6 protein-coding genes and 2 pseudogenes are annotated in these 4,408 nt (G+C 46.2%); 4 read left to right on the forward strand and 4 right to left on the reverse strand.

Annotation, left to right across the window (positions count from 1 at the left end; all coding sequences use genetic code 11):
* The 4 genes and pseudogenes from Q0200_RS08705 to Q0200_RS08720 form a co-directional block, all read right to left on the reverse strand.
* Positions 1 to 460: pseudogene (locus Q0200_RS08705) on the reverse strand (RNA polymerase factor sigma-54); the annotation flags it as partial.
* Complete coding sequence (gene lptB / locus Q0200_RS08710) at positions 460 to 1,188, reverse strand: LPS export ABC transporter ATP-binding protein (RefSeq protein WP_002945224.1); 729 nt, start codon at positions 1,186 to 1,188, stop codon at positions 460 to 462. The gene lptB and the pseudogene Q0200_RS08705, both read right to left, overlap by 1 nt.
* Positions 1,181 to 1,582: a tRNA (adenosine(37)-N6)-threonylcarbamoyltransferase complex ATPase subunit type 1 TsaE gene (gene tsaE / locus Q0200_RS08715; RefSeq protein WP_297940410.1), complete on the reverse strand. Its 402-nt coding sequence runs from the start codon at positions 1,580 to 1,582 to the stop codon at positions 1,181 to 1,183. Before tsaE ends, lptB begins: the two co-directional genes overlap by 8 nt.
* A complete protein-coding gene (locus tag Q0200_RS08720) occupies positions 1,579 to 1,824 on the reverse strand; it encodes a S4 domain-containing protein (protein ID WP_297940412.1) in 246 nt (81 codons plus the stop codon). The genes tsaE and Q0200_RS08720 overlap by 4 nt, the downstream gene beginning before the upstream one ends.
* A gap of 166 nt (positions 1,825 to 1,990) precedes the next feature.
* Here Q0200_RS08720 and Q0200_RS08725 point away from each other — a divergent pair, with 166 nt between their 5' ends.
* The 4 genes and pseudogenes from Q0200_RS08725 to Q0200_RS08740 form a co-directional block, all read left to right on the forward strand.
* Positions 1,991 to 3,214: an argininosuccinate synthase gene (locus Q0200_RS08725; protein WP_297940415.1), complete on the forward strand. Its 1,224-nt coding sequence runs from the start codon at positions 1,991 to 1,993 to the stop codon at positions 3,212 to 3,214.
* 11 nt (positions 3,215 to 3,225) lie between these two features.
* Positions 3,226 to 3,699, forward strand: a complete 474-nt coding sequence (gene rplI / locus Q0200_RS08730) for a 50S ribosomal protein L9 (protein ID WP_297940417.1) — start codon at positions 3,226 to 3,228, stop codon at positions 3,697 to 3,699.
* The gene (hslV, locus tag Q0200_RS08735) at positions 3,700 to 4,233 is read left to right on the forward strand and encodes an ATP-dependent protease subunit HslV (protein WP_297940420.1); all 534 of its coding nucleotides are present in this window, start codon (positions 3,700 to 3,702) and stop codon (positions 4,231 to 4,233) included.
* Between the two features lie 8 nt (positions 4,234 to 4,241).
* Positions 4,242 to 4,408, forward strand: a pseudogene (locus Q0200_RS08740) (HslU--HslV peptidase ATPase subunit); the annotation flags it as partial.

Below are 4,408 nucleotides of genomic sequence, written 5' to 3' on the forward strand. Positions count from 1 at the left end.
CGCCGATGCCCGCGGGCTCGAGGTATGCAAACCGCTTTCGCACCGACTCGATCTCCGCCTCGCTAAATTCGTCAAAGACTTCAGGCTCGTAGTAGCCCTCCTCATTTATGCACTCGATGATTTTCATCGCGATTTTTTGGGATTTTTCGGTCGGAAACAGAGGCTTATCTATCTGCTCGATTAGCTTGTCGTAAAGCCCCGTTTTAGCCATGCTAAAGCTTTCGATATTGTCGGTTACGCTGTTTTTTGATATTTCTTTGAAGAAGTTTTTATCTTTTTTGGATGGCGCGGCGCTTGGTAGCTCGCTTAAATTTCGCTGCTGCACGCTAGCGAATGGATTATCCGCTAAAAACGGCTCAAGCGTCTCCTTTAGCTCCTCTACGCTGCTGCTTAGTATCGGCAGCCACGATCGCAACGTGTGCGAGAGCTTATTTTTGGGAGCTTGAGTTTGCTTTAGCATTATTCTACAAATTTAAACTCTTCGCCCAAATAGTGGGTGCGCACGAGTTTGTTGTTCGCGACTTCGTTCGCGCTGCCGCTAGCTAGCAGGCTACCGTCCTTGATCACGTAGGCGCGGTCGCAGATGGCTAGAGTTTCGCGGACGTTGTGGTCGGTGATGAGCACGCCGATACCAAGCTTTTTTAGGTCGCGAACTATGCTTTGTATATCGCTAACGGCGATCGGATCGACGCCGGCAAAAGGCTCATCCAGGAGCAAAAATTTAGGCGTGATAATGAGGCTTCTAGCGATCTCGCAACGTCTGCGCTCGCCGCCGCTTAGGCTCACGCCTTTTCGCAGGCGTATGGGCTCGATGTTTAGTAAATTTAGCATTTCATTTACTTTTTTCTCGCGGACGGCCTCGTCTTTATATAGTATCTCGGCTCCGAGTAGTAAATTTTCCTCGACGGAGAGGTCTTTAAATATGCTTGATTCTTGCGGCAGATAGCCGATACCCATATGCGCGCGCTTATGCAGCGGCACCTTCGTCACGTCTGCGCCGTCTAAAAAGACGCTGCCGCTAGTTGGCGATATGAGCCCGCAGATCATATAAAACGTCGTCGTTTTACCTGCGCCGTTTGGGCCTAGCAGCCCTACTACCTCGCCGCTTTTGACCTCTAGCGAGATACCTTTTATGATGTTTGTTTTTTTGATCGTTTTTTGTAAATCTTTAACTTCTAATTTATGCACCGTAAACCTCGTATTTTCGCCCTTTTTGGCTAGGCGAGATGACTACCTTGACGCATTTTTCGCCCAAATTTGCTAGCGCCTTTTCCAGTCGCTCGTCGCCCCACTCTACCAGGTGAAGCCCCTCCTCTAGCAAATTTTCAAAAAGTCCGTTTTGTAAAATCGCGTCAAGTCCGTTTTGATAGATATCGTAGTGATAAATTTTATCTCCGTAGCTTTGCATAACCGAAAACGTGGGCGACGTAACCTCTGCATCGATACCGCGAGCCTTTACGATAGCTTTCACTAACGTCGTTTTGCCGCTAGCCAAATTTCCCTGCAGTATAACGACGCCGCTTTGGGGTAAAATTTTTACCACCTCGCTAAGCTCGCCTAGTCCCAAATTTAACTCTATCATAGCTCTTTTACGTATAGCGCTTGGGCTGATTTTGGAATACTTTTGGTCTCCGGGATCGCTAGCACTTCGTAGCGCGCCTCTTTGACTAGAAATTTGATCGTTATCACGTCGCCGATCTTGACCTCTTTGGACGGTTTGGCGACGACGCCGTTTACGCTCACGACGCCGCTTTTACACATGTCTTCGCTGACCGCACGCCTTTTTGTTATATTTACGGTATTTAAAAACTTATCTACTCTCATGGCGGCGATTTTAGCCAAATTTGGCTTAAATTTTTAATTCCTCGTCATCGCATATTAAATTTAATGTAAATTTGACATTTAGCGCACGCGATTTTAGCGGAAATATTTATAACAAATTAATCAAATTTGGCTAAAATACGCGTCATCTCAATATAAAGGATAGAGAATGAAAAAAGATGTGAAAAAAGTCGTTCTCGCCTATTCTGGCGGACTTGATACGAGCATTATTTTAAAATGGCTGCAAGACGAGTATAAATGCGAAGTGGTGACCTTTACCGCCGATATCGGTCAGGGCGAGGAGCTAGAACCCGCACGCCAAAAAGCGCTGGAGCTCGGTATAAAACCCGAAAATATATTTATAGAGGATTTAAAAGAGGAATTTGCGCGGGATTTTGTATTTCCGATGTTTAGAGCAAACGCCGTTTATGAGGGCGAATACCTACTAGGCACCTCGATAGCTCGCCCGCTGATAGCTAAAAAACAAGCCCAAATCGCCGCCAAAGTAGGCGCCGACGGCGTGAGTCACGGAGCTACCGGTAAAGGCAACGACCAAGTGCGCTTTGAGCTAGGCTACTACGCGCTGGGAGACAATCTAACCATCATCGCTCCTTGGCGCGAGTGGGATCTAAACAGTCGCGAAAAGCTACTAAAATACGCCGAAAAAAACGGTATCAAAATAGAAAAGAAACCTGGCAAAAGCCCCTACTCTATGGACGCAAATTTACTCCATATCAGCTACGAGGGCTTAGTGCTTGAAAACCCTGCTCACGCGCCGGAGGCCGATATGTGGCGCTGGACGGTAAGCCCAAAAGACGCTCCGAACGAAAGCGAGATAATAGAAATCGGCTACGAAAAAGGCGATCCCGTTAGCATAAACGGTAAAAAAATGAGTCCAGCGACGCTACTAGCCGAGCTAAACCGCCTAGGCGCAAAGCACGGTATCGGCAGACTCGACCTAGTAGAAAACCGCTCGGTCGGTATGAAAAGCCGCGGCTGCTACGAAACTCCTGGCGGTACGATAATGCTAAAAGCTCACCGCGCGATCGAGAGTATCACGCTAGACCGCGGCGCGGCACACCTAAAAGACGAGCTAATGCCTCGCTACGCAGAGCTCATCTATAACGGCTACTGGTGGTCGCCTGAGCGTATCATGCTGCAAGCGCTCATCGACAAGAGCCAAGAAAACGTAAACGGCACGGTCAAAGTCGAGCTCTACAAGGGCAACGTCATCGTGCTAGGACGCGACAGCAAGACGGACAATCTCTTTAGCGAGGCGTTTTGCACGTTTGAAGAAGATAGCGTGTTTGATCAAAAAGACGCGAACGGATTTATCAAGCTAAACGCGCTAAGATTTATCATCGGGCGCAAAAACGGGCGCAAATTTAACTAAAAAGGATAAAAATGAAAGTACTACTAATAAAAGATGTAAAGGCACTTGGCAAAGCTGGCGAGATAAAAGAGGTAAAAGATGGCTACGGCAACAACTTCTTAATCGGCAAAGGCTTTGCAAAAGCAGCCACTCCAGACGTGCTTCGCCAATATGAAGCAGCTCAAAAAAGAAAGGCTGAAGAGCTAAAATATGAGATCGCAAATTTAGAAAAGCTTAAAGAAGAGCTTGCAAAAGTGACAGTCGTCGTCAAGAAAACTCTTGGCGCAAATGGCTCTCTTTTTGGCTCAGTTTCAAAAGAGGAGATCGCAGCAGAGCTTGAAAAAACTCACCATTTAGTAGTCGAGAAAAGAGCGATCGACATGGATACACATCTAAAAGCAGTCGGCCTGGACACTCACCTAAAAGCAGTTGGTCTTTATGATGTCTCTATAAAGCTTGGACACTCGATAAATGCGACCTTAAAGGTTGATGTGCAAGGAGAGTAGATGTTTCATGCGACAACCATCTTAGCCTACAAAGGCAAAAATAAAGCGGTCATCGGTGGCGACGGACAGGTGAGCTTTGGCAACACTGTCTTAAAAGGTAATGCCGTAAAAATTCGCAAAATTCATAACGGCAAAGTCCTAGCTGGCTTTGCTGGTAGCACCGCTGACGCGTTTAACCTCTTTGATATGTTTGAGAAAAATTTAGAGCATACAAAGGGGGACTTGCTAAAGGCGGTGATAGAATTTAGCAAAGAGGGGCGCAAAGACAAGTATCTAAGAAAGCTTGAAGCGATGATGCTTGTGCTTGATAGGGATAAAATTTTCTTACTTAGTGGCACTGGAGATGTTGTTGAGCCAGAAGATGGCAAGATAGCAGCTATCGGAAGCGGCGGAAACTACGCACTTTCAGCAGCTCGTGCCTTAGATAAATTTGCTGATATCGACGAAGAGGAGCTAGTCATAGAGAGCCTCAAGATCGCAGGCGAAATTTGCATCTATACAAATACAAACATCAAAACTTATGTTTTAGAATAAGAGAGAAAATGAACTTAACACCAAGAGAAATTGTTAAATTTTTAGATGACTATGTGATCGGTCAAAAGGACGCCAAAAAGATCATAGCGATCGCACTTCGCAACCGCTACCGCCGCATGAAGCTTGAAAAGAGCTTGCAAGATGACATCATGCCAAAAAATATCTTGATGATCGG

It is taken from the genome of uncultured Campylobacter sp. (assembly GCF_938045225.1).
GTDB lineage: Bacteria > Campylobacterota > Campylobacteria > Campylobacterales > Campylobacteraceae > Campylobacter_A.

What these genes read in the sequence shown, in the direction of transcription:
- tsaE (WP_297940410.1), bottom strand. Translation starts at nt 1,582, where the DNA reads ATGATAGAGTTAAATTTGGGACTAGGCGAGCTTAGCGAGGTGGTAAAA.
- Q0200_RS08720 (WP_297940412.1), bottom strand. Translation starts at nt 1,824, where the DNA reads ATGAGAGTAGATAAGTTTTTAAATACCGTAAATATAACAAAAAGGCGT.
- Q0200_RS08725 (WP_297940415.1), top strand. Translation starts at nt 1,991, where the DNA reads ATGAAAAAAGATGTGAAAAAAGTCGTTCTCGCCTATTCTGGCGGACTT.
- rplI (WP_297940417.1), top strand. Translation starts at nt 3,226, where the DNA reads ATGAAAGTACTACTAATAAAAGATGTAAAGGCACTTGGCAAAGCTGGC.
- hslV (WP_297940420.1), top strand. Translation starts at nt 3,700, where the DNA reads ATGTTTCATGCGACAACCATCTTAGCCTACAAAGGCAAAAATAAAGCG.